This is a genomic window from Couchioplanes caeruleus (genome assembly GCF_023499255.1).
Lineage (GTDB): Bacteria > Actinomycetota > Actinomycetes > Mycobacteriales > Micromonosporaceae > Actinoplanes > Actinoplanes caeruleus_A.
On record NZ_CP092183.1, the window covers coordinates 2,162,029 to 2,188,055 of the forward strand.

Consider the following 26,027-nt stretch of genomic DNA (forward strand, 5'->3'; position numbering starts at 1 on the left):
GCAACAGCTCTTTACTTATGCTGGAGCCATGGTGCGTGATCGGCAGACCGAAGACCTCGAAGAATGCGTACGCCTGCTCCGCGACGTGCACGAAGCCGACGGCTACCCGATGAACTGGCCGGCCGACCCGATCCGCTGGCTGTCCCCGCCGGGCCGGCACCTCGTGGCACTCCGGGACGGTGCGGTCGCCGGGCACGTGGTGGTCACCGCGGCCGGCGAGCTGAGCCGGCTCTTCGTGGACCCCGCGCGGCGCGGCCTCGGGCTCGCGTCTCTGCTGGTCAGCGCGGCGGAGCGGTACGGCGCCCGGCGGCTGGAGGTGGTCGACGGGCGCGTGGCCGGGTTCTACGAGCGGCTGGGCTGGACCTTGACCGGGACGAAGCGCGCGGACTGGGACGCGTCCGTGCATCTGCGGTGCTATCGCAAAGCACAGTGATGCCACAGGTGGCGCACAGCGGTGGCCGGTTTGCTCGATACAGCCGACCAGAAAGGGCGTCCAGTGATGGAAGACAACGCCGCGTACGTGCGCCGCGTCCACGACAAGGGCCTGCAGTTCGACCTGCGGACGATGTCCCGCCGCCGGCTGCTCGCCGCGCTCGGTGGCGCCGGGGCGCTGGCCCTCACCGGAGCCTGCAGCACCGACGCGGAGGCCGAGACCACCCCGGCCGCGTCCGCGTCCAGCGGTGGCTCACTGGCCGAGGTCGAGTCGGAGACCGCGGGACCCTATCCGGCCGACGGTTCCAACGGGCCGGACGTGCGTACCCTCGACGGGATCGTGCGCAAGGACATCAGGTCGTCCTTCGGTGGAGCCGCCGGCACCGCTGAGGGCGTACCCCTGGAATTCTCTCTGATCGTGAAGGACCTCGACGGCGCGGCGGTGACCGGCGCGGCCGTCTACGCCTGGCATTGCGACCGCGACGGCAACTACTCGCTGTACTCCACGGGCGTCACGGACCGGAACTATCTGCGCGGCATCCAGCAGACCGACGACACCGGCACGGTCACCTTCACCAGCATCTTCCCCGCGTGCTACTCCGGCCGCTGGCCGCACATCCACTTCGAGGTCTACTCGTCGCTGGAGGACGCCACCAGCGGCTCCGGCCCGATCGTGAAGACCTCACAGATCGCGCTGCCCGAGGACATCGCCAAGACGGTATACGCGACGGCCGGGTACAGCAAGAGCGTGACGAACCTGGGCCACATCACCCTCGCCACGGACAACGTGTTCGGCGACGACTCGGCGGCCCGCGAACTCGCCACGGTGACGGGCGGCGTGGACGCCGGCTACCGGGCGACCCTCACCATCGCGATCGACCCGTCGGGACAGGAGAGCGGCGGCGGCGCACCAGGCGGCGCCCCACCGAACCGCCCCTGACGTGGGATATCCCACATCGCGGCACTTGTCGACCGATCGGGGTACGTCGAACGGGCCATAGCTTTCGGTCTATGCCGCTGTCCAGAATCTTCACTCATGACCGCGCCCGCGAACGACGCCTTGCTCATCACGCTGCTCGCCGTGTTCACCGCCTGCGCCGGCTACGCGGCCGGCCGCCTGCACCAGTGGTACCGGACCGGCCTGGACCGCGACGAGGCGTACCGGGACGGCTACGACACGGCGACCCGCAGCGTCTTCAGCATGGCGGCCCGGCTCATCGGCCCCCGCCGCGCGATCCGTGGCACGGCGGTCGTGACCTCGGCCACGATCACCCCGGCCGTCATCACCACGGCGGGGGTGACCGCCGGTGCGGACCAGAGCCCGCTCTCCGCCTCCTCTTTCGACCCGGCTTCCGCCGGTGATCGGACGTCGTCGGCCGGCTCGCCGTCCCGGCCGGAGAGGTCGTCCCCGGCCGTCGTCCTGCCGGCCGGCGTGATCACCTCGGAGGACGACGACGCGTCGTCGGACGGGGGCTCGGGCGGGCGGCACCTCGTCCCGGACGAGCTGGTGTCGGCGCCCACCTACCGGCTGCCGCCCGACCGGGTCGCGCGGGCCAAGGTACGCCAGGCGCCGGCCGCGGGAGATCAGGAGCAGGAGACCACCCGGCTGCCGTCCGTACCCCGGCCCAGGTCGTCCTGAAAGTGTCGTACCGGGGCGCTAGCGTGCCGGAATGGTCACGGTGCAGCAGGTCAGAACGGTCGCGCTGGGGTTGCCCCGGACGACGGAGCATCTGATCCACGACCGGGTCAAGTTCCGGGTCGGCGCGATCGTCTACGTGGCGTTCTCCCGGGACGAGACGGTCATGGGGTTCGGCTTCCCCAAGGTCGAGCGGCAGGCCCTGGTCGACTCCGAGCCCCGCATCCTCCACCTGCCCGACGCGTCGAACATGCGGTTCCAGTGGGTGCAGGCCTGGCTGTCCGAGCTGGACCCGGCGCGGATGGAGGAGCTGGTGGTGGACGCCTGGCGCATGGTGGTCCCGAAACGGGTCGCCGCGGCCTACGTGGCCGGGCTGCCGGACCGGCAATAGCTCGAAGCCGCCGAGGAGCGCCCTCCCGCGCCGACCCTGGCCGCGGCGACTGCTCTCGGCTCTGCTCGCTACTCCCAGCGGAATCTGCGCGCGGCCGCCGTCAGGGCGATCGCCGCCCACAGCGTGAGGCTCAGCCAGATCGTGCCCGGCACCGCCGTGCCGTGGGTGAGCGTGTCGCGCAGCGCCTCCGCGTGGGCGGCGAGGGGGAGCAGGAACCAGCCTGCCGTGCCGAGGCCGGGCGCCGCGAACATGATGCCGCCCGCCGCCAGCATCAGGACGTAGATCAGGGTCGCCGCCGCCGTGACGGTCTCCGGGCGCAGCAGGCCGGCGATGAACAGCGCGAGCCCGCAGTACGCCGCGGTCGCCAGCACCGTCACGCCGATCGCGGGCAGCACCTCGGTCAGGTCAGGGCGCCAGCCCGCCACGACGCCCACCGCGGCCAGCGCCAGGATCTGCAGGCCGACCAGGCACAGGATCGCCGCGGTCTTGGCGAACAGCAGGCCGGGCCGGGTCAGCGGCGAGGCGCCGAGGCGTTTCAGCACGCCGTAGCTGCGCTCGTACCCGGTGGTGATCGCCTGTCCGGTGAATGCCGTGGACATGACCGTGAGGGCCAGCACGCCGGGCACGACGTACCCGAGGCGGTTGTCGGTGGGCAGGTTGGTCGCGTGCGTGAGGCCCGCACCCAGCAGGACAAGCAGCGGTACGCCCATCGCCAGCACGACCGCCTCGCCGCGACGGGCGGTCAGCACCAGTTCCATGCGGATCTGTGACCGGAGGATGCTGCGCATCGGCGCCCGGCGGGGTGCCGGCGTGAACGTGCCGGTGCTCGTGGTCATCGGGAAGCTCCTGCGGTCAGGGCCAGGTACACGTCCTCGAGGGTCCGGCGGCGGGTGTTCACCGCGGTCACCCTCGCGCCGGCCTGCGCGAACCGGGCGAGGACCGCGGCTATCGCGTCGGTGTCGAGGGTGCCGGCGACGGCGTACTCGCCCGGCACCTCCTCGGTGACCTTGGCGTCCAGCCCCGCGGCCAGCGCGGCGATCGGAAGGCCGGGCTCCGCGCGTACCTGAAGGAGGTCGATGCCGGCAGCGGCCGTGAGCTCCGCCGGCGTGCCCGTCGCGGCGACCCGGCCGGCGTCGATGATCACGACGTGGTCGGCGAGGCTCTCCGCCTCGTCCAGCAGGTGCGTGGTCAGCAGCACGGACACCCCGTCGGCGCGGAGGTCCTCGACCAGCTCCCAGGTGGTCCGGCGCGCGCCCACGTCCATGCCGGCGGTGGGCTCGTCGAGGAACACCAGCTCGGGGCGGCCGACCAGCGCGACGGCCAGCGACAGCCGCTGCTGCTCGCCGCCGGAGAGCCGCCGGAACGTCGTCTTGGCGAACTTCCGCAGGCCCAGCCGGTCCAGCAACATGTCCACATCGAGCGGATTCGCGGAATACGAAGCAAAGAGCCGCAGGATCTCGCCGGCCGTCGCCCACGGGTAGACGCCACCGGACTGCAGCATGATCCCGAGCCGTGGCATGAGCGCGTCGTGGTCGCCGGTCGGGTCGAGGCCGAGAATGCGGACGGATCCGCCGTCGGGTCTGCGGAATCCCTCGCAGACCTGCAACAAGCTCGTCTTCCCGGCGCCGTTGTCGCCCAGCAGCGCGAGGATCGAGGCCCGCGGCACCATGAGCGAGACACCGTCCACGGCGGTGACCTCGCCGTACCGGACGATGACGTCCTGCACGTCCACGGCGGCTTCGAGCATGCCGAAACTGTACTGTCCGCCGGGCCGGAGCTCGGCGCGCCACCGCCGCGGTGTGGTGTACGCCCCGCTCCGGCGTCCCTGGGCCGTCGTCATCGGCATTTACGGGGCGGCCGTCGTTCGCTAGGCTGCGGAGGTGGGAGCGCTCCCAGCGCGACCCGTTATGCGGGGGCAGGCCGCCGGCCCGGGCCGGTTCCCCCCGGAGACCTGTCCGTCACACAGGTACCCGGCCGGCGGCCTGACACATCCGCGTGGCCCGCTGCCCGGCCCTCCTGCCGGGCCGCCTGCCGCAAACCGTCTCCTGCCGGTCGGCCTGCCGCGTCCGGCTCCTGGCGTGCGGTCCGGTCGTCCGGGCCTCCGCGCCGCGCGGCACGGCAGTGCGTCGTCGTTCGCCCGCCGCTCGGTAGGGTGCTGCCCATGACGGGCGCGGTGACGGCGGTGGAGATCTTCACGGACGGTGCCTGCGTGCCGAATCCCGGCCCCGGCGGCTGGGGTGCCGTCCTGCGCTGGGGCGCCCGCGAGAAGGATCTCTGCGGCGGCGAGGCCACGCCGACCACCAACAACCGCATGGAGCTCATGGCCCCGATCCAGGCGCTCGAAAGCCTGACCCGGGCCCCGCTGCGGGTGCTGCTGTACACGGACAGCATCTACGTCCGCGACGGCATCACGAAGTGGCTGCCCCGGTGGCAGGCGAACGGCTGGCAGACCTCGGCCCGGCAGCCGGTGAAGAACGTCGACCTGTGGCAGCGCCTCGACGCGGCGGTCCGGCGCCACGACGTCGAGTGGCACTGGGTCAAGGGACACGCGGGACACCCCGAGAACGAGCGCGCCGACCGCCTCGCCGCCCGCGGCCTGAAGGAAGCCCTGGCCGCCCGCTGACGCGTCGCACGCCACGTCTCCGCAGCCCGGTCCGGCGCCGCGCGGCCGGCGCTGTCGCTCACAGCGCGCCCGGGTCGAGGCGCTGCAGGGCACGCACGAAGCTGCGGCGGTCCGCCGGCGGCAGGTCCGCGAGCAGGCGTTCCTCCTCGGCCCGGATCGCGCGGCGCACGGCGGTGTGCACCCGCCGGCCCTCGGGGGTCAACCGCAGCAGCCGTACGCGCCGGTCCGCCGGATCGGGCTCCCGTTCGATGAGGCCGCGCTCCTGCAGGTCGTCCAGGTCCGCGATGATCCGCGTCTTGTCCGCGCCGATGGCCCGCGCGAGCGCCGCCTGGGTGCGCATCGGCTCGTCGGCGAGCGCGGTCAGCACGACATAGCCCCACATCGACACGTCGTGCGCGGCGAGGATCGGGCGTTCGGCCGCCATGAGGGCGCGGCCGAAGCGGCCCACCATGGCGGCGAGGTCGGGGCGGTCGTCGGCCACGGTTGCACGATAGCCATTGACATACCGTACGCATCGGCAGATCGTAAGCGAATGCATATGATTAAGCTCGACGAGCGTGCGGTGCGCGCGACCGTGACCGTCGTGGCCGGGATCTCGCCGGACGACCTGCCCCGGCCGACGCCGTGCGCGGGGTGGGACCTGGCGACCCTTCTGGCCCACATGACCGTGCAGCACCGGGGCTTCGCGGCAGCGGCCGCCGGGCGGGGCGCCGACCCGGCCATCTGGGTTCCGGTGCCGCTCGGCGCGGATGTCGCCGCCGACTACGCGGCCGCCGCCGAGGAGGTGATCAGCGCGTTCGCCGCCCCGGGCGTGCCGGACAGCGGCTTCGACGTGCCCGAGTTCGGAACCCGTCCGGTGCCCGGGCATCTGGCGATCGGCTTCCACTTCGTCGACTATCTCGTGCACGGCTGGGACGTGGCGGCCGCGCTCGGCAGTCCGTACGAGCCGGACGCCGACCTGGTCGAGGCGGCTCTGCCGATCGTGGAGGCCGTACCGGATGACGAGCGCCGGCTCCAGCCGGGAGCGCCGTTCGCGCCGGCCCTGCCGGACCCCGGCACCGGACCGTTCGACCGCCTCCTCGCCCTGCTGGGACGCCGCCGGGGAAGTGTCACGCCCGGCCGCTGACGTCCGGCCGGGACATCGACCGGGCGCCGCCGCGTTCCCGACGTCCGTCGGATGGACACGACCCCGGGCCCGGCTCGACCATGGGTGGCGTGCCGCACATCGATCTGCCCGGGTTGCCGGGCATCGCCGGGCTCCTGGCCCGCTATCCGCTGACCGCCGCCCCGCTCAACGAGCTCGCCCAGACCCTGCTCCGCGGCCCGTCGCCGCTGACGCCGGGCGAACGCGAGACGATCGCGGCCTACGTCTCGCAGCGCAACGAGTGCGCGTTCTGCGCCGGCACCCACGGCGCGGTCGCGCGGTATCTGCTCGACCGCGAGGGCCGGACCGCCGACGACGCCGAGGCGGACCCGAAGATGCGGGCGCTGCTGGCCATCGCCGACAAGGTCCGGCTCGACGGCCGCAGCGTCGCCGCGGACGATGTCGCCCGGGCGCGTGAACAGGGCGCCGACGATCAGGCGGTGCATGACACCGTGCTGATCGCAGCAGCGTTCAGCATGTTCAACCGATACGTCGACGGGCTCGCCACGGTCGCGCTGCCGAGCCCGGAGGCGTACGAGGGGCACGCGAAGCACCTGGCGGAGAGCGGCTACCTGACGCCGCCCGCCGGCTGACGAACCGAGGGGCCGGTGTCCGTCGATCGGTGGACACCGGTTGACCGCCTCCCGGTCGTCCCGGCGGGCACCCCTCGACCGCGATTCTCGATGGCATGACAGCGATCAAGGCGCGCGGCCTGCGCAAGACCTACGGCACCCATCTCGCCGTAGGCGGCATAGACCTCGACATCGCCACCGGTGAGGTGTTCGCCCTGCTCGGCCCGAACGGGGCCGGGAAGACCACCACTGTGGAGATTCTGGAGGGGCACCGGCGTCGCAGCGGCGGCGACGTCTCCGTCCTCGGAGAGGATCCGGGGGCGGCCGGCCGGGCGTGGCGGACCCGGATCGGCATCGTGCTGCAGAGCGCCGCGGACGCCGGCGACCTGACCGTTGCCGAGGTGGTGCGGCATGTGGGCGGGTTCTACCCGCGGTCGCGGCCGGTCGCCGACGCCATCGAGCTGGTCGGGCTGGAGGACAAGGCGGGGGCCAGGGTACGGACGTTGTCCGGCGGCCAGCGACGCCGGCTCGACGTGGCGCTGGGCATCGTGGGCCGTCCCGAGCTGGTGTTCCTCGACGAGCCGACGACCGGGTTCGATCCGGAGGCGCGGCGGCAGTTCTGGGCGTTGATCCGCGCGCTGGCCGCCGAGGGGACGACGATCCTGCTCACCACGCACTACCTGGACGAGGCCGAGGCCCTCGCGGACCGGCTCGCCGTCATCGCCGGCGGGGTGATCGTGGCCGAGGGGACGCCCGCGACGCTGGGCGGGCGGTCCGCCGCCGGCGCGGTCGTGCGGTGGGGCGGCGATCAGGAGGTCCGTACCGACGACCCGGCCGCGCTCATCGCCGGGCTGGTCGGGCGGGGCGCCGATCTCAGCGGCCTCACCGTCAGCCGCCCGAGCCTCGAGGACACGTACCTGAGCCTGATCGGAGAAGCCCGATGACCAGCACCCTGACGATCGGCCGCCGGCGTGGCGGCATCGAGATCCTGCAGTTCGTCCGGGACCGGACGGCGATGATCTTCACGTTCCTGTTCCCGGCGCTGCTGCTCCTGCTGTTCGGCTCGATCTTCGGCGACGACTACGACCACCCCGGGCTGAGCGCGGCCCGGGTCTTCTCCGCCAGCATGATCGCGTACGGGATCGTGTCGACCGCGTTCATCACGATGGGCGTCGGCATCGCCACCGACCGGGAGGACGGGACGCTCAAACGGCTGCGCGGCACCCCGGCGACCGCCGGCGCGTACTTCCTCGGCAAGCTCATCCTGGTGGCGGCGCTGACCGCGGCCGAGGTGCTGGTCCTGCTCGGCGTGGGGGTGCTGCTGTTCGACATGCCGCTTCCCGCGGACGCCGGGCGGTGGTTCACCTTCGGGTGGCTGTTCCTGCTCAGTGTCATCGCCTGCAGCCTGCTGGGCATCGCCGCGAGCGGGCTGGTGCGCTCCGCCCGTACGGCAGGAGCGGTCCTGAATGTGCCCGTCGTCGCGTTGCAGTTCCTGTCCGGGGTCTTCATCCACCCGATCACGCAGCTGCCGGACTGGATGATCACCGTGGCGTCGGTCTTCCCGGTGAAGTGGATGGCGCAGGGCTTCCGGTACGTGTTCCTGCCCGGCTCCGCCGCGTCCCTGGAGGCCGCCGGGGCGTGGGAGCTGGGCCGGATCGCCTTGGTGCTCGGCGGCTGGTGTGTGATCGGATTGGTGCTGTGCCTCCTGACGTTCCGCTGGACGAACCGCCGCGACGGATGACCACGGCCGCGACGCCGCGGCGGCTCATGGACGAGGTGCTGTGGGACGTCTTCTTCGCCGTCGTCGCCCTCGGGGTGGCGGCGGCGGTCGCCGTCCAGGACGCGCCCGGCCGGGTCGCCGGCCTGGCGAGCATCGCCGTGATCGCCCTCCTCTACGCCGTGTGGGGCCGGCGGCTGGTGCGCAAACAGCGTCAGGGCATCGGGTACGCGGTCACGGTCCTCGCCGTCTTCGCGGCCGGCGCGGCCGGCTCGGACATGGTGAGCTACCTGCTGTTCGGCCTCTGCCCGATGTTCTTCATGCTGCTCGACCTGCGGCCGGCGCTCGTGGCGGTGGTCGTCGCCAACCTCACCCCGCTGGCCGTCGGTTTCGCCGCGAACGGGTTCGACGCGAGCTATCTCGTGCACGTCGGGCCGGTGTTCGTGATGACCGCCGGCGCCGCCGCCTGGCTGGGTGTGTGGATCAACCGGGTGGTGAAGCAGAGCACCGAACGTGCGGAGCTCATCGCCGAGCTGGAGCGCAGCCGCGCCGAGGTGGCCCGCCTGTCGCACGAGGCCGGCGTCGCCGCCGAGCGGGCCCGGCTCGCCGGCGAGATCCACGACACCCTGGCCCAGGGCTTCACCAGCATCATCACGCTGCTGCAGGCCGCGGATCCGGCGCTCGCCGACGAGCGGCTCGCGCTGGCGGTACGTACGGCCCGGGAGAATCTGGCCGAGTCGCGTGCGCTGGTCGCCGCCCTCGCGCCGCCCGCCCTGGGCGACGGTTCGCTGCTGGATGCCGTACGCCGGCAGGCGGCACGCGCCGCCGAGGACTCGGGGGCGGCGTCGTCGTTCCGGACGACCGGGGCGGCGCGGCCGTTGCCGACCGCGGTGGAGGTCGTGCTGCTGCGGGCGGCGCAGGAGGCGCTGACGAACGTACGGCGGCATGCGGCCGCGCGGGACGTGTCGGTGCTGCTGGCGTACGAGGCGGAGAAGGTGCGGCTGGTGGTGCGCGACGACGGCCGGGGCTTCGACCCGGGGCAGCGGCACGGCTTCGGCCTCGACGGCATGCGGGCGCGCGCCGGTCAGGTGGGCGGGACGCTGACCGTACGCAGCGAGCCGGGCGCCGGCGCCACGATCGAGCTGGAGGTGCCCGCGTGATCCGGATCCTGCTGGTGGACGACCATCCGGTGGTACGGCACGGCCTGCGCGGCATGCTGGAGGCCGAGCCGGACCTGACCGTGGTGGGCGAGGCCTCGTCCGGCTCCGAGGGCGTCGAGCGGGCGGTCGAGCTGAATCCCGACATCGTGCTCATGGACCTCCGGATGCCCGGCGGGGACGGCGTCGAGGCGACGGCCCGGATCCTCGCGCGCACCCGGGGCGTCCGCGTGATGGTGCTGACCACGTACGAATCGGACCGTGACATCCTGCGCGCGATCGAGGCCGGCGCCGGCGGCTATCTGCTGAAGGACGCGTCGCCGGCGGAGCTGGCCGGCGCGGTGCGTGCCGCCGCCCGGGGTGAGACGGTGCTGGCGCCCAGCGTCGCGTCCACCCTGGTGCGTCAGGTCCGCAGCCCCGCGCCGCCGAGCCTGTCGCAGCGCGAGGCGGAGGTGCTGCGACTGGTGGCGCGTGGCCTGACGAACGCCGACATCGGACGCGAGCTGTTCATCTCGGAGGCGACCGTCAAGACGCATCTGCTGCGCGCTTTCAACAAGCTGGACGTGGCGGACCGGACGGCCGCCGTGACCCGGGCGATGGCGCTCGGCATCATCTGAGCCGGCGGGAGCGTTCCCATGGTCTGCGCCTCGAAAAGCCCCGGCGACGCCCGCTTCGGCGACCCCGATGAGCGAAAAACGTCTGAGGCGCCGGACTTACGCGGTGAAGACCGCCGCTGACATGATCATTATCGGTCCCTCTACTCCGACGTGGACCGATGTCAAGTGGGCCGATCGATGGGCGTGTCTCACTTCCGGATGGTTTCTGCCAGGCCGGACGCCCGATGCGGCCGGTGACGGCATCGATGATCACAAGTCGCCCCTGGACGCGTGGCGAGTCGGTTGTGTTACCGTGCGGGTCCGCGAATTCCCCTACCGGACAAATCACGAGTGCCAATGCGTCCAAACCGGACATCGTCCAGGGGCGGGAGAAAGCCTTCCGTCACGCTCGGCACGACTGCTATTTTGTCCGATGTAGACCGGAGTTCACCTGCATTGCATGTGGATGCCCTCCGCATCGGCATCCGAAATTCATGATGTTCCTCAGTAAAGATTGCGACACGCGGGGTCGGGCCCGGCCCGATTCTCGTCTAGCGTTCACCGCCTGGGCGTCCTTGCGCTTGTACGTCGTGGGCCAAGGGGTGGGGGGCGTGGAAAGAGTGGTATTCGCAGAATTGCCGAGTGGGCGTGGGGTCTCACTGGAGGCAGAGGCGTCGTGACAACGACGGGAACAACGGCGGGTAACGCCGACACACAAGACATACCGAAAATCGCAGAGTATTCGGATGCCACCGAAAAGGAAATCGGTGACATCTGGGCGCGGGGCCATGCCGACCGCTGGGTGTGGGAGGCGCGGTACGTCAAGCTGCTCCTGGTCGTCGACTTCGGAGCGACGCTCGTGGCGACGCTGGCCGCGTTCGTGCTGCGGTTCCAGGGCGCGGCGTACGCGAACTGGTACCTGGCCCTTTCCGCGCTCATTCCGCCGGTCTGGGTCGGACTTCTCGCGCTGACGCATGCGTACGAACGCCGCGTGTTGTTCGTCGGCGGCGAGGAATACCAACGGGTGCTGCGGGCCGGCGTACGCCTGACCGTCGGGATGGCGCTGGCGTCGTACGTGTTCAAAGCCGACATCGCGCGCGGCTATCTGCTCATCGCGCTGGTTCTGACGACGCTGTCCTCGCTGACCGGCCGCTTCGTGTTGCGGAAGATCCTGCACCGGGCTCGCCGCAGAGGCGCCTGCATGCACCGCGTGCTCGTGCTCGGTCACGCGCCGGCCGTCGCGCAGATGACCCGGCAGCTGCACCGGCGCTACCACCACGGGCTGCAGATCATCGGGGCCTGCCTGCCGGCCGACCAGCTCGCCGACGCGGCCCGCACCCTGGAGGTGCCGGTCTTCGGGGCGCTCGGCGCCGCCGCCAACTCGGCCGCCGCGGCGGGCGCGGACACCGTCATGGTGCTGTCCTGCCCGGAGCTGGACGGTCCGATGCTGCGCCGGCTCGCCTGGGAGCTGGAACGCGACGACATCGACCTCATCGTGTCGTCGTCGCTGGTGGACACCGCCGGGGACCGGATCACCGTGCGCCCGGTGGACGGGCTGCCGATGATGCACATCGAGCATCCGCGGCTCTCCGGCGGCCGGCGGCTCATCAAGTCCGTCTTCGACGTCTCCGTCGCGGCGCTGCTGCTGATCCTGTTCGCACCGCTGTTCCTCGCCATCGCGCTGGTCATCAAGCTGGACACCGGCGGCCCGGTCTTCTTCCGGCAGATCCGCGTGGCCCGTGGCGGCGAGATGTTCCGGATGTACAAGTTCCGCACGATGCACACCGACGCCGAGGCGCGGTTCGCGGCGATGCGGGAACAGAACGAGTTCGCCGGTGTGCTCTTCAAGATCCGGGACGATCCGCGGGTCACCCGGTGCGGCCGTTTCCTGCGCCGGTACTCGCTGGACGAGTTGCCGCAGCTCATCAACGTTCTGCTGGGGGAGATGTCGCTCGTGGGGCCGCGCCCGCCGCTGCCCAGCGAGGTCGAGCAGTACCCACAGGACATGCGCCGGCGGCTGGTCGTCAAGCCGGGGATGACCGGGCTGTGGCAGGTGAGCGGGCGCTCGGATCTGTCGTGGGAGGACTCGATCCGGCTGGACCTGCGGTATGTGGAGAACTGGTCGCTCACCGTCGACCTGGTGATTCTCATGCGGACCGCGATGGTCGTGTTGCGGGGCGCAGGCGCGTACTAGACGCGCCGGGTTGACAAGGGGATCGTGCGGTCGGGACGCCGCAGAATGTGGGGACGGTTCGGTGGTACTGCTGTATTTCGTCGCGGCCTTGGCCGTCGTGGTCCCGGCCGTGGCCGGGCCGCTGCTCGCGTACGGGCCGGGCCGGCGCCTCGCAGGTGGCCGGCTCGCCGCCACGACGCGCGAGGCGGTGACCGGTCTGGTCACGACGCTGGGCCGCCCGGCCACCGCGGTGGTCTTCACGCTGTTCTGGGCGGCCCTGACGATCGCGGTCTTCTGGCCGATCGGGCTGCTCGCGCACAGCCTCCAGGACGCCGTGGACTGGCCGGTGCTGCTGTGGGTGACCGACCGGCGCAACCCCGCGTTCGAGGACTTCAACTGGTTCTACACCGCGCTGGGTGACCGCGAGCCACTGAAGCGGGTCGTCGTGGTCGCCGCCGTCGTCTTCGCGGTGCTGTGGCGCCGGCGGTTCTGGATCCCGCTGCTGGCCATCCTCGCCAGCTTCCCGCTCGAGCAGTACGTCCAGGCGATCGTGGCCAAGATGGTCGACCGGGGTCACCCGCCGACCGGGCTGGGCACGTACCCGTCCGGCGGCATCGCCCGCGTCATCATGACGTTCGGCGTCATCGTGCTCTTCGTCGCCCTCACCTGGCGGTTGTCGCGGCGCTGGCACGTCGCGCTCGGCACGGTGGTGTTCGTCATGGCCACGTACGAGGGCTACTCCCGCCTGTACACGCAGAAACACTGGCTCACCGACGTCATCACGGGCCTGATCTTCGGGCCGGCGCTGTTCCTCGGGTTCGCCGTCGCGGTGTGCGTCCTGGCCGGCCGGTATCCGCGCCCCGAGCCCCCGGCCGCCGGTCCGGTCGCCGCGCGTGCGCCAGAGGCGGTCGCGGCCTCGTGACCACGCTGCTCGTCGCGTCCACCGGCGGCCACCTCGCGGAGCTGCACGACCTCGCGCCCCGGCTCGGCCTGGGCGCGCGGCGGTGGGTGACGTTCGACAGCCCGCAGAGCCGGTCGCTGCTGGACGGTGAGGACGTGGTGTTCGTGCCGCCGGCCACGAGCCGGGACGTGGCCGGGGTGCTGCGCGAGATGGTCGTCGCCCGCCGCATGCTCCGCTCCGAGCGGTACGAGCACGTCATCAGCACCGGGGCCGCCGTCGCGATGGCGTTCTTCCTGCCCGCCACCGCGGCCGGGGTCCCGTGCTCGTACATCGAGAGCGCGACCCGGACCCAGGGCCCGTCGCTGACCGGACGGCTGGCCGCGCGGGTGCCGCGGGTACGCCTCTACACGCAGTACCCGGCCTGGGCCGGGGGAGCGTGGCGGTACGGCGGGTCCATCTTCGACGCGTTCGAGGCGGAGGCGTTCGCCGACCCGCCGCCGGTGCGCAAGGTGGTCGTGACGCTCGGCACGCACCAGCGGTACACGTTTCCGCGCCTGCTCACCCACCTCGTCGGACTGCTCCCGCCGGAATGGGACGTCCTGTGGCAAGTGGGTTCGACCGTCATCGATAAGATGCCCGCCGGCGCCCGGAAGCAGGTGCCGATCGACGAGATGCGCGAGGCCCTGGCGGAGGCGGACGCGGTCATCTCGCACGCCGGCGTGGGCTCCGCGCTGGCGGCGATGCAGGCGGGCAAGCGCGCCGTGTACGTCCCGCGACGCCGCGCCCACGGTGAGCACGTCGACGACCACCAGGTCGAGATGGCTCGGGAGTTGGAAGGCAGGAAACTCGTCGTGGCCCGTGAGGTGGAGGAGCTCACCCTCGCGGACCTGCAGACAGCCGCAGCGTGGTCCGTACGATCCGTCCCCGGTGCCGCGCCGTTCCGGCTGGTTCGCTCGCCCGACCACCCACAAGCAGACTGAAGGCCGTCCGTACGGTCGATGGCGTACCGACCGTCGCCGAACCAGGCTGCGTCAATCCTCACGTTCCGATTAGGAGGGCTCGTGTCCCTGAAGCGTCGACTCCGGTCGCGGCCGCTCACCAGGATCCTGGTGCCGGCCGCGGTGACGAGTCTGACGGTCGCTCTGACCGCCATACCGGCCAGCGCCGTGTACGTACCGCCGAGCGCATCGGCCACCATCGTCACGGCCAACCCGGCGGACAACACACCGCACGCCAAAGACGGGAGCATGCGCGCCTTCGCACAGATCGGTAACACGGTCTACGCGGGCGGCTCCTTCACCGGCGTCAAGGCGGCCGGCGCCACCAGCTGGTCGGCCGCGAACAACCTCATCGCGTACGACGCCTCCACCGGCGCCCTGAAGACCGGGTTCACGCCGGTCATCGACGGTGCCGTGCAGACCCTCGCGGTCAGCCCCGACGGCAAGCTCATCGTGGGCGGCAGCTTCGGCACGGTGAACGGCGTGGCACGCAAGAACCTCGTCGAGCTCGACCCGGCGACCGGCGCGACGATCACCGGCTGGGTGGGTCGTGGCGATGGCGGCGTCGTCCGCCGGGCGATCGTGCACGACAACTACCTCTACATCGCCGGCGCGTTCCACTGGGTCAACGGCACGGAGCACTCCCTGCTGGCGCGGCTCAACGCCACGACGGGCGCGATCGACTCCACGTTCCAGGTCGACGCGAGCGGCGCGCGGCCGTACGACAACTCCACCGAGCTGATCTGGGGTCTGGCCGTCGCGCCGGACGGCGACACGGTCGTGGCGGTGGGCAACTTCACCTCCGTCAACGGCAGCGCGCGCAACCAGGTCGTCATGATCGACACCTCGGGCACGCCGGCCGTCGCCGACTGGAACACCGACCGGTACGAGGCCGCCTGCTACAGCGGCACGTTCCCGTTCTACGCACGCGACGTCGACTTCTCCGACAACGGTGACTACTTCGTCATCATTGCCGACGGTGGCCGGGGTGACGCGTACTGCGACGCCACCGCCCGCTGGGAGACGGCCGACCGTGGCTCGAACGTCAAGGCCACCTGGGTCGACTTCACCGGCACCGACTCGGTCACCTCGGTCGAGGTCACCGGCGGCGTCGTCTACGTCGGCGGGCACTTCCGCTGGCAGAACAACGCCAACGGCAACGACGCGCAGGGCGCCGGCGGGGTGAGCCGGTACGGCATCGCAGCGCTGGACCAGCAGAACGGCGTACCGCTGAACTGGAACCCGACCCGGTCGCCCGGCAGCGAGCTGCCCTCCGGCGGCACGAACTGGGGGCCGATCATGTGGGAGCTGTGGTCCGGCCCGAACGGTCTGTTCGCCGGGTACGACTCCGACGGCCTCGGCAACGAGTACCACGGCCGGATGGGGTATTTCCCCAAGTCCGGTGGCCGCACGATCCCCGTGCAGGACGCACCGCAGGCCGACTCCGGCTTCCTGTACCTCGGTGCGGGCAACGGCCAGGTGACCAAGGTGCCGTTCGGCCCGGGCGGTGCCGGTACGCCGGCCACGGTGAGCCAGCCGCAGCTGACCAGCGCCAAGGCGGCGTTCTCGCTGTCCAACAAGCTCTACTGGGCCAAGACGGACAGCACGAAGCCGACCGGTAGCGTGCTGAACGTGTCGATGCTCACCGGCGGCACCATCGGGGCGCCGTGGGAGAGCAGCGGCTGGAACACTTCCTGGTTCAACGCCGCCAGCATGACCGGCGCCTTCTTCCTCCAGGGCCGCATGTACTACACGACCTCGTCGAGCAACTCGCTGTTCTACCGGTATCTGACCCCGGACGGCTCCGTCGTGGGCTGCACCGCGTTCACGTTGCCGACAACGGGTATCGACTGGCGCACTGTGCGTGGTATGACCTGGGTGGCGGGAAAGCTCGTCTATGGCTCCACCAACGGTTCGCTGCGATCGGTCGCCTTCGACCCCGCGGCGAGCACGGCGGTGGCGGGCTCCACGGCGACCGTGGTCGCGGCGCCCACAGCGGACGCCACCTGGAACAACGCGACCCTGTTCTTCGCCACCTCGTAGCGGGGGACGCACATCGGGGCATCCTCCCCGGCCGGGCAGCGCAGCCCGGCCGGGGAGTTGTCCGAAATCGGAAAACAACTGCATGTCGGGGAGAGACGACACATGGATGTGAGTGATTCCGTCGCCGCGAGCCGGCAGCGGGTCGTCGGCTTTGCGGACGTGGTACGGATTCCGCTGCGCCGCTGGCGCATCGTGGCCACCGTCGCCGGCATCGTCACGCTGGCGGCGCTCGCGTACCTGCTCTTCTTCCCGGCCACCTACCGGGCCACCACCGTGGTGGTGCTGCGGCCCGTGGTCACCGACCCGTTCACGCTGCCGTCCAGCGGCGCGGACCGGGCCATCAACATGACGGCCGAGAACGGCATCGCGCTCGGCAACGACGTCATCGACTCGACGGCGCGGATCCTCAACCGGGATCCCGAGGACGTGCGCGAGGCGCTCAGCACCGAGGTGCCGACCGGTGGCCAGGTGCTGCGGTTCCAGTACACCAGCGACTCCGAGCGCAGCGCGATCACCGGCGCGAACACGGCCGCCGAGACGTACCTGCGGGTCCGCGAGGACATCTACAAGCAGCAGCGGGCGGCGCTGATCCTGTCGTACGACAACACGATCAAGTCGGTCACGTCCCAGCGGCTGAGCGCGCAGAAGGAACTGCCCTCCAACCGGGCGAGCTCCGACACCACCTCGCCGCGTACGCAGGCCATGCTCGATCAGGTCAGCGCGCTCAACGACCAGATCGCGCAGCTCGCGAACGCCCGCGCGAAGGTGATCTCCGCCGACCTGAGCCCGGGCTCCGTCACGGCCGCGGCCCGCGCGCCGGTGCCGTCGAGCCATGACGCGGCGGTGCTCTACCTGACCGCCGCCGTCCTCGGCGGCCTGCTGCTCGGTGCCATCGCCGCGCACGCGCGGGAGGCGCTGGACCGCCGGGTGCGCTCGATCGACCAGGCCGCCGACATCGTCGGTGTGCCCGCCCTCGGCGTGGTCCGCGCGGCGGGCCGGCACGGCGAGTCCGCGGCCGCCGCCGACGCCCGGTACGTCTCGCTCGCCGTGCTCAAGTGGATCGACCGGCACCCGGACCGCGCCCTGGTCGTGCTCTCCGGCCGCGACGACGAGGGGCGCACGACGGTGAGCGGCAACCTCGCGGTCGCGCTCGCCGAGGCCGGGCAGGACGTCACGCTGAGCGCCACGCCCGAGACGCACGAGGAGCTCAAGCGCATCCTGTTCGCGGCCCAGAAGCGCACGCCCCCGCGGCCGCGCACGCTCTCGCCCTCGGGCGGGGGCCTCAACGGGTCCTCGCCCGCCGGCGGCCTGGGCCGTGGCGGCGTCGGCGCCCCGGCGCCCGGGGTCACCCGGCTGCAGGGCTCGCCGATGCGGGTCGCCGACCCCCTGCCGGAGGTCAAGGCGACCTCCAACGACCCCGAAGCCACGCTCATCATGGAGACGTCCGCCGGCCGGTCCGCCTCCTCCGCCCCGATCGTCGCCCCCGCACCCGCGCGGCCGGCCGCGGACCTCGACGGTCGCGCGCCGCTCGTGGTGCTCCTCGGCGGCGGCGTCGTCCGGCTCTGCACGCTCGGCGAGGAGCCGGAGATCGGTGTGGTGGTCGTGGACGCGCCGCCCTCGGACATCGACGAGCGCGGGGTCCGCGCCGCCCAGGCCGGCGTCGCCGTGCTCGTGGTGGCCCGGGACCGCACCCGCAACACCGAGCTGAGCCGGCTGGTGGACCGGCTGCGCTCGGCCGGCGCCCAGACCGTCGGGTTCGTCCTCACCGGAGGCCGGGGTGCCTGACAGCCTGCCGGACGTCACCGTCGTCGTCGCCACCCGGGACCGGCCCGGCCTGCTGGAACGCGCCGTCACCAGCATCCTCGGCCAGGACTATCCCGGCCACGTCGAGTGCATCGTCGTGTACGACCACGTCGACGTCCGGGAGCTCGACGTGGCCGTGGGCCCCGGCCGGTCGCTCAAGCTCATCAACAACACCCACCGCCAGGGGCTGCCGGGCGGCCGCAACAGCGGCGCCGACGCGGCCACCGGCGACCTGCTGGCGTTCTGCGACGACGACGACATCTGGCTCGCCGCGAAGCTCAGCCGCCAGGTGGAGCTGCTCGCCGACCCGGCGATCGGCGCGGTCAGCTGCGGGCTGCGCCTGCGCGGCCCCGGCATCGACAAGGAGCGGGTGCTCGACAAGGACCTGGTCACGCACGACGACTTCCTCGCCGACCGGGTCATGGAGGTGCACTCCAGCACGATGCTGATCCGGCGGTCCACCTGGGCCGCGGCCGGCGAGGTCGACGAGCAGATCCCCGGCGGGTACAGCGAGGACTACGAGTGGCTGTTGCGGGTCTCCGCGCAGACCCCGGTGGCCGTCGTCCGCCAGGCGTTGGTCATCGTCGACTGGCACGGCGGCTCGTTCTACTTCGGCCGCTGGGCGACCATCGTCGAGGCTCAGCGCTATCTCATCGCCAAGCACCCCGACCTGGCCCGCAGCCGCGCCGGCCTGGCCCGGCTCCGGGGACAGATCGCGTTCGCGCTCGCCTCGGGCAACCGGCGCACCGAGGCGCTCAAGGAGCTCGCGGCGGTCGTCCGGCTCAATCCCCGGGAGAAGCGCGTGCTGGTCACCGTACCCGTCGTGCTGCGCCTGGTGACCGGTGAGCGGGTCCTGCGGATGGCGCAGAAGCGCGGCAGGGGGATCTGAGGTTGGCCAGGACGACCCTGCGGCCCAAGCGCGTCGCGCGCGCGGCCGTGCCGGCCAGGGCGCGGGCGATCGCCGCGGTCGAGCCGGGCGTCCTGGACCCGGCGGCCTGGCGGGTCCGCACCGCCAAGCTGCCGCTGTGGCCGCTGTTCATGATGTTCGCGCTGATGCCGCTGTGGTGGGTGCTCGGCGTCTGGTACGTCGTCTGGCCGTTCTTCGGGGTCGTGCTGTTCGCCCTGCTCGCCACGCGCGGTGACGTCCGGTTGCCGGCCGGCACCTGGCTCTGGCTGATCTTTCTGGGCATCGTCGCGATCAGCAGCACCCGGCTGGAACGGGCCACCTCGATCGTGGTGTTCGGCCTGCGGCTGGGCCACCTCTGCACCGCGCTGCTCGTCGGCATCTACGTCTACAACCTGGGCCGGGACCGGATCCCGTGGGCGCGGATCGCCTCCCCGCTCGCGCTGTTCTGGCTGGCCATGGTGGCGCTCGGCTGGTTCGGCGTGCTGGCGCCCCGGTTCAGCATGCCGAGCCCGTTCGAGCTGGTGCTGCCGGCGGGCGTACGGGGCGAGCGGTACATCCTGGACGTGGCGCACCTGGACGCGACCGAGTTCAACCCGTTGAGCCGCAACCCGATCTACCGGCCGGCGGCGCCGTTCCCGTACACCAACAACTGGGGTACGGCGTACAGCTTCCTCGTGCCGTTCGTGCTCGCGTATCTCATGTCGGTCCGGCGCGGTGCGCTGCGCGCCGTACTCATGGTGTCGTTGCCGTTGTCGCTGGTCCCGGCGTTCCTGACGCTCAACCGGGGCATGTTCATCGGGCTCGGCGCCGGCGTGCTCTACCTGCTGGTCCGGGAGATGGCCAGGGGCCGGGTACGGCTGCTGCTGCCGATCACCCTGATCGTCTTCGCCGGCTGGGTGGTGACCCTGTTCATCCCCGTGGTCGACCTCATCACGCACCGGACGTCGACGACGGACACCAACACCGACCGGTTCGACCTGTACGTGCAGACGTGGGCCGCGGTGCTGCGCTCGCCGCTGCTGGGCTTCGGCCAGCCGACCCAGGTCGACACCACGCACGCCGCGGAACCCCTCGGCACGCAGGGCATGATCTGGCAGCTGCTGTACAGCCACGGCATCCCGGCCACGATCTGCTTCTACCTGATCCTGCTGGTCCTGGCCCGCCGGCTGTCCGGCGCGGTGAGCCCCGCCGGGCTGTGGCTGAGCGCCCTGCCGGTGATCGCCGCGGTCGTCACCCCGTTCTACTCCTACATCGACCCGAACATGTCGGTGCTGCTCTTCGCCGTCGGCCTCGGCCTGGCGGCGGTGGACGGGCCGGTCAACCGCGAACCGAGGACCAGGGCGTCGTGACGGACTGCACCGCAGCGAAGCAAGGGCCAGGACGGCACGACCGTGAGGCTCAGTCATGACGGCCGTCGCGGACAGGGACGAGGTCCGCCGCAGCACCCGCAGCGGCCTGATCGGGCTGCTCGGCGCCGCGGTCAACGGCGCCTGCGGGTTCGTGCTCACCGCCGTGATCGTGCGGGTCTTCGGCGCGGCCGACTCGGGCGCGCTGTTCACCGCCATCGGCCTCGTCAGCATCATCGGACCGCTGTGCTGCCTCGGCGCCGACACGGGCCTGATGTGGGCGCTGCCGCGCCGCGAGCGCCTCTCCCGGGACGGGGCGCGCCTGCTGGTCCTGGCGCTGGTGCCCACCGTCGCGCTGGCCGCGGCCGTGGCCGTCGTGGGCTGGCCGGCGGCGCCCCGCCTGGGTGCGGCGCTGCTCACCGGCGGCCCGGACGACGCCGCCCTGATCCGGCTCGCCCTCGTCGGCGTACCGGTGTTCGTGGCCGCCACGGTCCTGCTGGCCGCGGTCCGGGCGACCCGGCCGGTCAGCGCGTACGTCGGGCTGCAGCTCGTCGCGGTGCCGATCGCCCGGCCGGTGCTGGTCGGCATGGCCGTCGTCGCCGGCGGTTCGGTGGTGCAGGGCTTCGCCGGCTGGGTCCTGCCGCTGGCCCTCGCCGGGGTGGCCGCGGCGGTGCTGAGCCTCCGCCCGCTCGGGATCGGGCGCGGTGCGGTGCTCAGGCCCACCCCGCAGGACCGCCGCGAGTTCGCCGGCTTCGCGCTGCCCCGGGCGCTGTCCACGGCCATCGACGCCAGCAGCATGTGGGTCGGGGTGCTGCTCACCTCCGCCCTGGCCGGCCCGGCCGCCGCCGGCGTCTTCGGCGCGGTCGGCCGGTACGTGCTGGCGGGTCTGCTGGTCATGCAGGGCCTGCGGGTCGCGATCGCGCCGCAGCTGTCCGGGCTGCTCGGCGCGGGCCGCCGGTCGGCCGCCGCGCAGATCTACCGGCGGACGACGGTGTGGATCGTGCTGCTCTCCTGGCCCGCGTACCTGCTGCTGGCGGTCTTCGCGCCGGCCTTCCTGGCGCTGTTCGGCGGCGACTTCTCCGGCGGCGCCGCGCCGCTGGCGGTCCTCGCGGTGGCCATGATGGTGAACGTCGGCGTCGGCCTCGTGCAGACGGTGCTGCTGATGAGCGGCAACAGCCGCGGTCACCTGCTGGGCACCGTGGCGGGCCTCGCGGTCAACGTCGCCGGGTGCGTGCTGCTCATCCCGCGGCACGGCGCCCTGGGTGCGGCCGTCGCCTGGTCGCTGGGCATCGTCTGCGAGAACGTCGTCGCCGCGGTGCTGGCCCGCCGGGTGCTCGGCGAGGCCCTGTTCGGGACCGGGCTCGTGGCGGCCGCGGCCGCGGCGACCGCCGGTACCGGCGTCGCGGCGGCGGCCGGTGCCGGGCTGGCGGGCCGCGGCGTACCGGGCCTCGCCGTCGCCCTGGCCGTGCTGCTGGCCCTCTGCGCCGCTTCCCTCGCAAGCCCCCGGGTCCGGCGCGCCGTCGCGGCCGCGCGGACCCAGCTCCGACCACCCGCGAAACAGGAGGCTCTGTCGTGACGGTGCTCGACCGGTTGAAGAACGCGGCGCCGCAGGGCGCCCGGGAAGGGCTGCGCAGCGCCCTGGTCCGGTACGGCGAGCACACCAGCGCCCGTCGCCCGCTGCCCGACTTCCTCATCGTCGGCACCAAACGCGGCGGCACCACCTCGCTGTGGCGGTACCTCGTCCAGCACCCGCTCGTGCCCCGCCTCTTCCCGGCGTGGAACACCAAGACCTCGCACTACTTCGAGGAGAACTGGTCGCGCGGACAGGCGTGGTATCGCTCGCACTTCCCGACCGAGCGGCAGCGGGCCGCCCTCGAACGCCGGTACGGCGCACCGCCCAAAGTGGGTGAAGCCGCACCGCTGTACATGTTCCATCCCCTCGTGGCGGACCGGGTCGCCGACCTGATGCCGCAGGTGCGCATCATCGTGCTGCTGCGCGATCCGGTGGAGCGGGCGTACTCGCACTGGAAGGAGCGCCGGGGCGAGGGTGTGGAGCCGCTCGGGTTCGCCGAGGCCCTCGCCGCCGAGCAGGAGCGGACGGCGGGGGAGCGGGAACGCCTCATCGCGGAGCCCGGCTCCGTCAGCGAGGCGTTCGACTGGTACTCGTACCGGGCGCGCGGCCGCTACCTCGAGCACCTGGAGCCGTGGCTGGCCCGGTTCCCGCGCGAGCAGATGCTGTTCCTGCCCAGCGAGACCCTGTACCGCGATCCCGCCGGCACGTACGCCCGTACCCTCGACTTCATCGGCCTGCCGCCGCACGAGCTGGAGTCCTACGACGTCTTCAACGACCGGCCGAGCAAGGGCATGGACCCCGCGGTACGTGCCGAGCTGACCGCCTACTACCGGCCGTTCAACGCCGCGCTGGCGGAGCGTCTGGGGCTGTCGCTCGCCTGGGCCGGCTAGGTCCCGGCCGCGGCCTCGACGAGCCGCGCCAGGTGCAGGACGTCGGCGCTGTGCGGGAACGCGTCGCGGGGCCGCTGCTGCACCTCCTCGATGGCGGCGCGCAGCATCGAGCGCTGGACCGGGGAGAGCTCACCGCCGGACGACAGCACCGCGACCGCGCTCGCCCGGATCCGGGCCGCCGCGGGGTCCTCCGGGATCAGCTGGGTCGCCACCCGCTCCCGGTACCACTGCTCGACCGCGAGCAGCGCGGCGTGGCTCATCGGGGCAGGCGGGTGGCCAGCACGTCCAGCAGGGCCGGGTGGAGCTTCGGGTTCCAGCCCGCGCCGCCGCCGGACAACTCGTACGTCCGCAGCCACAGCTCGACCAGGTAGGCGTCGGCGACGAAACGCTGCCGCTGCGCGTCCAGGCCCAGCGCCGGCCCGTGCCCGCGCAGCGCCTCGTCGACGGCGGCCGCGCACTCGGCGGCCGGGCGCCCGTGCGTGGACAGCGCGGTCTGGAACGCCTGGTGTGCCAGGTCGAAGCCGACCGGTGCGCCCGCCGAGCGGTTCTCCCAGTCCCAGACGAGCAGCCGGCCCCGGTGCCGCGCCATGTTCCACGGCACCCAGTCGCCGTGCCAGTCGCCCAGCTCCAGCGTCAGACCGGTGTCCAGGGCGTCGATGAAGCCGTGGATGCGCGGGTCGGCGCCGGCCGCACGCTGCCGCCACGCGTCGAGCAGCGCGGTGACGGGCGCCGGGGGAGCGGGCGGGCCGCCCCGGCGGGCCACGGCCAGCATGGCGTCCAGGCGTGGACGGGCGGGGCGGCGGATGCGGCGTACGGTGCGCGGCATCGGCTCGATGACGGCGATCTCCCGGCCGTTCCACCGGGTGTGCAGCACGAGCCGGGGCGCGGGCGGGAAGCCGCCGCCGGTCGGCAGGTCGGCCAGGGTGGCCGCCTCGGCCCGGACCATCGCGCGGGTGCCGTCGTTCCAGCCGATCTTCGCGTACCCGCGGGGGCGGCCGTGGTCGTCGAAGAGCTGCAGGGTCGGCTTGTGGTGCGGGTCCGGCGGGCGGATGCCGATCGCCGCGTGCAGCCGCGGCTCGCCGAGCTTCTCGGCCAGGAAGGCGGCGAGCAGGTTCCCCGGCTCGGCGGCGTGCACGGACAGGACCGGCGCCCTGGTGAGGCCCAGCAGGCCGGCGCGGGCCAGGATGCCGACGGCGGCCCGGCCCGCGCGGACCTTCGGCGGCCGCAGCGCGTTGTAGGCCAGCAGGGAGGCCGCGGTGACCCGCCGGGAGGCCAGCGGGAGCAGGAAACGAGCGCTGTCGAGCGAGGGGATGACCGCGTACCGGACGGTCGCCGCGGGATCGTCGCCGACGGTGACCGTCACGCCCGGGTCGGCGAAGATCGCCCGGGTCACCCAGCCCAGGCCGTCGGTGCGCCCGCGAGGGTCGCCGGCGCCGACCAGGGGATCGGACGGGGGACGCTGCCCGGGTACGGAGATCCGCGTCGACTCGTTCAGCACGAGCTAGACGATAGGTGACCGTCCATCGAACGGAACAGGGCCCCGAGGTCACACCTCGGGGCCCTGTCGGATGACCGTCAGCGTTGGTAGACGCGTACGTAGTCCACGACGAAGTCGGCCGGGAACCGGGTGCTGCTGTCCGGGTTGCCGAGCCACCCGCCGACCTGGAAGTTCAGCCGCAGGTTGTACGGCTTGTTGAACGCCTTGTCGTACCACGGGGTGGTGCTGCGGTCCCGTGTCCACACCAGCTTGCCGTCGATGTACCACTTGAGGGCGTTCGCGTCCCATTCGGTGGTGTACGTGTGGAAGCCGTCGCCCGGGTACCCGCCGCCGGGCAGCGCGATCCGGGTGTCCTGCTTGACCGGCGTGTAGTCCCAGAAGATGGCCGCGGTGGACTTGTCGTACCAGTCCCGGCCGCCGGGCAGCTCGGTCACGTCGATCTCGCCGTTGCCGCCGTCGTCGGGCCGCAGCCAGAACGCCGGCCACAGGCCCTGGGACGTCTCCGGCTTGTTCGGCGACTTGGCGCGGATCTCGAAGCGCCCGTACTTCCACGACGCCTTGCCGATGGTGTCCAGGTACGACTGGGTGAACTGCCGGTTCTGCGAGCTGCAGGTGGCGCTCTCGCGCAGGGCCCGCAGGGTGAGGTTGCCGCCGCCGACGAAGGTGTTCTTCGCGTCGTCCACGTTGCAGCCGAGGTCGATGTCGCGGCCCTCGTTGTCGCGCAGGTTCCACTTCGACCGGTCGACCGTGCCGCCGTCGAACTCGTCGGCCCACACCTGCCGCCAGCCCGTGGGCGGGGCCGGTGCCGTCGTGGCGGCCGGCGGTTTCGTGGCCGGGGCGGTGGTGGTCTTCGTGGGCTCCGGCGCCTTGGTGGTGGTGGCCGGCGGCGCGCTCGTCGGCGGCGTGGTGGTCGCCGTGGCAGCCGGCGGCAGCACCGTGGCGGGCGTCGTCGGCTCGGCCGTCGGCTTCGTCTCGGTGTCGTACGACAGCACGAGCTCCGGGCGCAGGTTCTCCTTCGAGTTCTCCCGCGACGCCCAGTAGACCCGGGTGTTGTAGTTCTCCTGCGACAGCGCGAACGTGTACATGCCGTTCTCCTGCACGGAGGCGGAGACGTCGAACTCGTTGTAGCCCTTCTTGACCGCGTCCAGCGCCTCGACCGTGCCGACGGCGGCGAACCGGGCCGGGGTGGCGGCCGCGCTGAGGTCGCCCGGGACCGCGCGGGCCACGATGCGGGCGGCGAAGTCGTTCCAGGCGTACACCCGCAGCTTCGCCTTCACCCGGGTGGCGTTGGCCGGCAGCTTGTCCACGGCGAACTGGAGGGTGGCGTCGCGGCGTCCCCGGGGGTTGTTGTCGCACAGCGCCGGGCAGCTGGCCAGCGTCGTCTTCACGCTGTTGTCGCCGTCCTGCGGCACCTGCGTGAGGGTGGTGTCGGCCACCGGGTACAGGGTCAGTCCGTTGTCGTCGTCCGCGAACACCGGTACGAGCGTCGCGGCGGTCACCGCCACGACGGCCGTTCCGATGATGGTCAGCGATCGGGTGCTACGGATCCCCCGTCGCGGTGCCGGCGCGTGGGCCGGCACGTGCGCCCTGCGCAACATCGTGTCCTTCTCGGGTAGGTCAATGCGGG

Annotated in this window: 26 protein-coding genes; 20 read left to right on the forward strand and 6 right to left on the reverse strand. The window is 72.3% G+C overall.

The window, feature by feature from the left end:
- Positions 1–28: 28 nt before the first annotated feature.
- The 4 genes from COUCH_RS10215 (at position 29) to COUCH_RS10230 (ending at position 2,459) form a co-directional block, all read left to right on the forward strand.
- Positions 29–433 (forward strand): GNAT family N-acetyltransferase, encoded by a 405-nt coding sequence (locus tag COUCH_RS10215; RefSeq protein ID WP_249611826.1) that lies wholly within the window; start codon positions 29–31, stop codon positions 431–433.
- A 66-nt stretch (positions 434–499) separates the two neighbouring features.
- Positions 500–1,372 carry an intradiol ring-cleavage dioxygenase gene (locus tag COUCH_RS10220; RefSeq protein WP_249611827.1) on the forward strand — a complete coding sequence of 291 codons (873 nt, stop codon included), beginning with the start codon at positions 500–502 and terminating at the stop codon, positions 1,370–1,372.
- A gap of 96 nt (positions 1,373–1,468) precedes the next feature.
- The gene (locus COUCH_RS10225; RefSeq protein ID WP_249611828.1) at positions 1,469–2,071 is read left to right on the forward strand and encodes a hypothetical protein; all 603 of its coding nucleotides are present in this window, start codon (positions 1,469–1,471) and stop codon (positions 2,069–2,071) included.
- A gap of 31 nt (positions 2,072–2,102) precedes the next feature.
- Entirely contained in the window at positions 2,103–2,459 is a 357-nt protein-coding gene (locus COUCH_RS10230; protein WP_249611829.1) for an MmcQ/YjbR family DNA-binding protein, read from the forward strand.
- Positions 2,460–2,527: 68 nt separating this feature from the next.
- Here COUCH_RS10230 and COUCH_RS10235 read toward each other — a convergent pair whose 3' ends face one another.
- Positions 2,528–3,295: an ABC transporter permease gene (locus COUCH_RS10235; RefSeq protein ID WP_249611830.1), complete on the reverse strand. Its 768-nt coding sequence runs from the start codon at positions 3,293–3,295 to the stop codon at positions 2,528–2,530.
- Entirely contained in the window at positions 3,292–4,206 is a 915-nt protein-coding gene (locus tag COUCH_RS10240; RefSeq protein WP_249611831.1) for an ABC transporter ATP-binding protein, read from the reverse strand. Before COUCH_RS10240 ends, COUCH_RS10235 begins: the two co-directional genes overlap by 4 nt.
- A 414-nt stretch (positions 4,207–4,620) precedes the next feature.
- Between COUCH_RS10240 and rnhA the strand changes: the two genes are divergently transcribed.
- Positions 4,621–5,082 carry a ribonuclease HI gene (rnhA, locus tag COUCH_RS10245; protein ID WP_249611832.1) on the forward strand — a complete coding sequence of 154 codons (462 nt, stop codon included), beginning with the start codon at positions 4,621–4,623 and terminating at the stop codon, positions 5,080–5,082.
- A gap of 58 nt (positions 5,083–5,140) precedes the next feature.
- Here the strand turns inward: rnhA and COUCH_RS10250 are convergent, their stop codons facing one another.
- Positions 5,141–5,563 (reverse strand): MarR family winged helix-turn-helix transcriptional regulator, encoded by a 423-nt coding sequence (locus tag COUCH_RS10250; RefSeq protein ID WP_249611833.1) that lies wholly within the window; start codon positions 5,561–5,563, stop codon positions 5,141–5,143.
- 51 nt (positions 5,564–5,614) lie between these two features.
- On the opposite strand from COUCH_RS10250, the gene COUCH_RS10255 reads away from it, so the two are divergent.
- The 15 genes from COUCH_RS10255 (at position 5,615) to COUCH_RS10325 (ending at position 22,902) form a co-directional block, all read left to right on the forward strand.
- Positions 5,615–6,208, forward strand: a complete 594-nt coding sequence (locus COUCH_RS10255) for a TIGR03086 family metal-binding protein (protein WP_249611834.1) — start codon at positions 5,615–5,617, stop codon at positions 6,206–6,208.
- 89 nt (positions 6,209–6,297) lie between these two features.
- Positions 6,298–6,819, forward strand: coding sequence for a carboxymuconolactone decarboxylase family protein (locus tag COUCH_RS10260; RefSeq protein WP_249611835.1), 522 nt, complete (start codon positions 6,298–6,300; stop codon positions 6,817–6,819).
- 95 nt (positions 6,820–6,914) lie between these two features.
- Positions 6,915–7,742, forward strand: a complete 828-nt coding sequence (locus tag COUCH_RS10265) for an ABC transporter ATP-binding protein (RefSeq protein WP_249611836.1) — start codon at positions 6,915–6,917, stop codon at positions 7,740–7,742.
- Positions 7,739–8,539, forward strand: coding sequence for an ABC transporter permease (locus tag COUCH_RS10270; protein ID WP_249611837.1), 801 nt, complete (start codon positions 7,739–7,741; stop codon positions 8,537–8,539). Before COUCH_RS10265 ends, COUCH_RS10270 begins: the two co-directional genes overlap by 4 nt.
- The gene (locus tag COUCH_RS10275; protein ID WP_249611838.1) at positions 8,536–9,675 is read left to right on the forward strand and encodes a sensor histidine kinase; all 1,140 of its coding nucleotides are present in this window, start codon (positions 8,536–8,538) and stop codon (positions 9,673–9,675) included. The genes COUCH_RS10270 and COUCH_RS10275 overlap by 4 nt, the downstream gene beginning before the upstream one ends.
- Positions 9,672–10,289 (forward strand): response regulator, encoded by a 618-nt coding sequence (locus COUCH_RS10280; RefSeq protein ID WP_249611839.1) that lies wholly within the window; start codon positions 9,672–9,674, stop codon positions 10,287–10,289. The genes COUCH_RS10275 and COUCH_RS10280 overlap by 4 nt, the downstream gene beginning before the upstream one ends.
- 781 nt (positions 10,290–11,070) lie before the next feature.
- The gene (locus COUCH_RS10285; protein WP_249611840.1) at positions 11,071–12,462 is read left to right on the forward strand and encodes a sugar transferase; all 1,392 of its coding nucleotides are present in this window, start codon (positions 11,071–11,073) and stop codon (positions 12,460–12,462) included.
- Between the two features lie 61 nt (positions 12,463–12,523).
- Positions 12,524–13,363 (forward strand): phosphatase PAP2 family protein, encoded by an 840-nt coding sequence (locus COUCH_RS10290; RefSeq protein WP_249611841.1) that lies wholly within the window; start codon positions 12,524–12,526, stop codon positions 13,361–13,363.
- Complete coding sequence (locus tag COUCH_RS10295) at positions 13,360–14,322, forward strand: glycosyltransferase (protein ID WP_249611842.1); 963 nt, start codon at positions 13,360–13,362, stop codon at positions 14,320–14,322. Before COUCH_RS10290 ends, COUCH_RS10295 begins: the two co-directional genes overlap by 4 nt.
- An 81-nt stretch (positions 14,323–14,403) precedes the next feature.
- Positions 14,404–16,383, forward strand: a complete 1,980-nt coding sequence (locus COUCH_RS10300) for a hypothetical protein (protein WP_430640914.1) — start codon at positions 14,404–14,406, stop codon at positions 16,381–16,383.
- A gap of 102 nt (positions 16,384–16,485) precedes the next feature.
- Complete coding sequence (locus COUCH_RS10305; RefSeq protein ID WP_249611843.1) at positions 16,486–18,168, forward strand: hypothetical protein; 1,683 nt, start codon at positions 16,486–16,488, stop codon at positions 18,166–18,168.
- Positions 18,161–19,075 (forward strand): glycosyltransferase family 2 protein, encoded by a 915-nt coding sequence (locus COUCH_RS10310; RefSeq protein ID WP_249611844.1) that lies wholly within the window; start codon positions 18,161–18,163, stop codon positions 19,073–19,075. The genes COUCH_RS10305 and COUCH_RS10310 overlap by 8 nt, the downstream gene beginning before the upstream one ends.
- A gap of 2 nt (positions 19,076–19,077) precedes the next feature.
- Entirely contained in the window at positions 19,078–20,442 is a 1,365-nt protein-coding gene (locus tag COUCH_RS10315) for an O-antigen ligase family protein (RefSeq protein ID WP_249611845.1), read from the forward strand.
- A gap of 55 nt (positions 20,443–20,497) precedes the next feature.
- Positions 20,498–22,015: a lipopolysaccharide biosynthesis protein gene (locus tag COUCH_RS10320; RefSeq protein ID WP_249611846.1), complete on the forward strand. Its 1,518-nt coding sequence runs from the start codon at positions 20,498–20,500 to the stop codon at positions 22,013–22,015.
- Positions 22,012–22,902, forward strand: a complete 891-nt coding sequence (locus tag COUCH_RS10325) for a sulfotransferase domain-containing protein (RefSeq protein WP_249611847.1) — start codon at positions 22,012–22,014, stop codon at positions 22,900–22,902. The genes COUCH_RS10320 and COUCH_RS10325 overlap by 4 nt, the downstream gene beginning before the upstream one ends.
- Here the strand turns inward: COUCH_RS10325 and COUCH_RS10330 are convergent.
- The 3 genes from COUCH_RS10330 to COUCH_RS10340 all read right to left on the reverse strand — a co-directional run bounded on the left by COUCH_RS10330 (position 22,899) and on the right by COUCH_RS10340 (position 25,998).
- Positions 22,899–23,162 (reverse strand): hypothetical protein, encoded by a 264-nt coding sequence (locus COUCH_RS10330; protein WP_249611848.1) that lies wholly within the window; start codon positions 23,160–23,162, stop codon positions 22,899–22,901. The two genes, COUCH_RS10325 and COUCH_RS10330, sit on opposite strands and share 4 nt — an antisense overlap.
- Positions 23,159–24,400, reverse strand: a complete 1,242-nt coding sequence (locus COUCH_RS10335; protein WP_430640915.1) for a hypothetical protein — start codon at positions 24,398–24,400, stop codon at positions 23,159–23,161. Before COUCH_RS10335 ends, COUCH_RS10330 begins: the two co-directional genes overlap by 4 nt.
- 77 nt (positions 24,401–24,477) lie before the next feature.
- Positions 24,478–25,998 carry a glycoside hydrolase family 16 protein gene (locus COUCH_RS10340; protein ID WP_249611849.1) on the reverse strand — a complete coding sequence of 507 codons (1,521 nt, stop codon included), beginning with the start codon at positions 25,996–25,998 and terminating at the stop codon, positions 24,478–24,480.
- Positions 25,999–26,027 lie beyond the last annotated feature (29 nt).